1 protein-coding gene is annotated in these 692 nt (G+C 64.9%); it reads left to right on the top strand.

Annotated features, from left to right (window positions below; translation table 11 throughout):
- Positions 1-654, top strand: a 654-nt coding sequence (locus A5706_RS35120; protein ID WP_231984929.1) for a Gfo/Idh/MocA family protein, incomplete at its 5' end; no start/stop codon positions are given.
- Positions 655-692: the final 38 nt, after the last annotated feature.

Below are 692 nucleotides of genomic sequence, written 5' to 3'. Positions count from 1 at the left end.
GCCGCGAAGTCAGATCGCGTCGTCATGGAGGCAATCCAATACCGCTACCATCCGTTGACTTCGCGCGTCGAGCAGATTCTCACGTCAGGCGAGCTGGGCAAGCTCGAGCGGATCGACGTCTCCTTATGCGTATTGCTGCCGAAGCGCTCCAACGCCAACGTCTACGACTACTCCCTCGCCGGTGGCGCGCTGATGGACGCCGGAGTCTACGCGGTTGACATGCTCCGCACTTTCGGCGGTTCGACCCCGGAAGTCGTTGCGGCACAGGCAAAACTGCGCGGGACTCAACTGGACCGGGCGATGACGGCCGAGTTGCGCTTCACGAGTTGGCTCACGGGCCGGATCCGCTGCGCGCTGTGGTCGTCGGATCTTTTTCGAGCGAGCGCCAGGATCGTTGGCGATCGCGGCCGGCTGCATTGGCTCAGTCCGGCGGCACCTCAAGTTCTCCCTCGGCTCTCCATCCAATCAGCCGACAGCAAGCGCGTCGAGCGCTTCCCGCGGCGCGCCACCTTCGCGTACCAGCTCGAGGCTTTTGCCGCGGCGGTGCTGCGCGGCGAACCGGTGAAGACGACGCCGGAAGACGCGGTCGAGAACATGTCCGTCATCGATACGATTTACCGCGCCGCCGGTCTCTCGCTCCGCGAACCGGCGTAAACGCCATGAACGCCGCGCCAGTCGACAGTCGAGAGGGC

It is taken from the genome of Mycobacterium sp. E796, assembly GCF_001672815.1.
Classification (GTDB): Bacteria; Actinomycetota; Actinomycetes; order Mycobacteriales; family Mycobacteriaceae; genus Mycobacterium.
The sequence above is the reverse complement of the archived record's forward strand: the minus strand, read 5'-3'. Positions and strand labels throughout refer to the sequence as shown.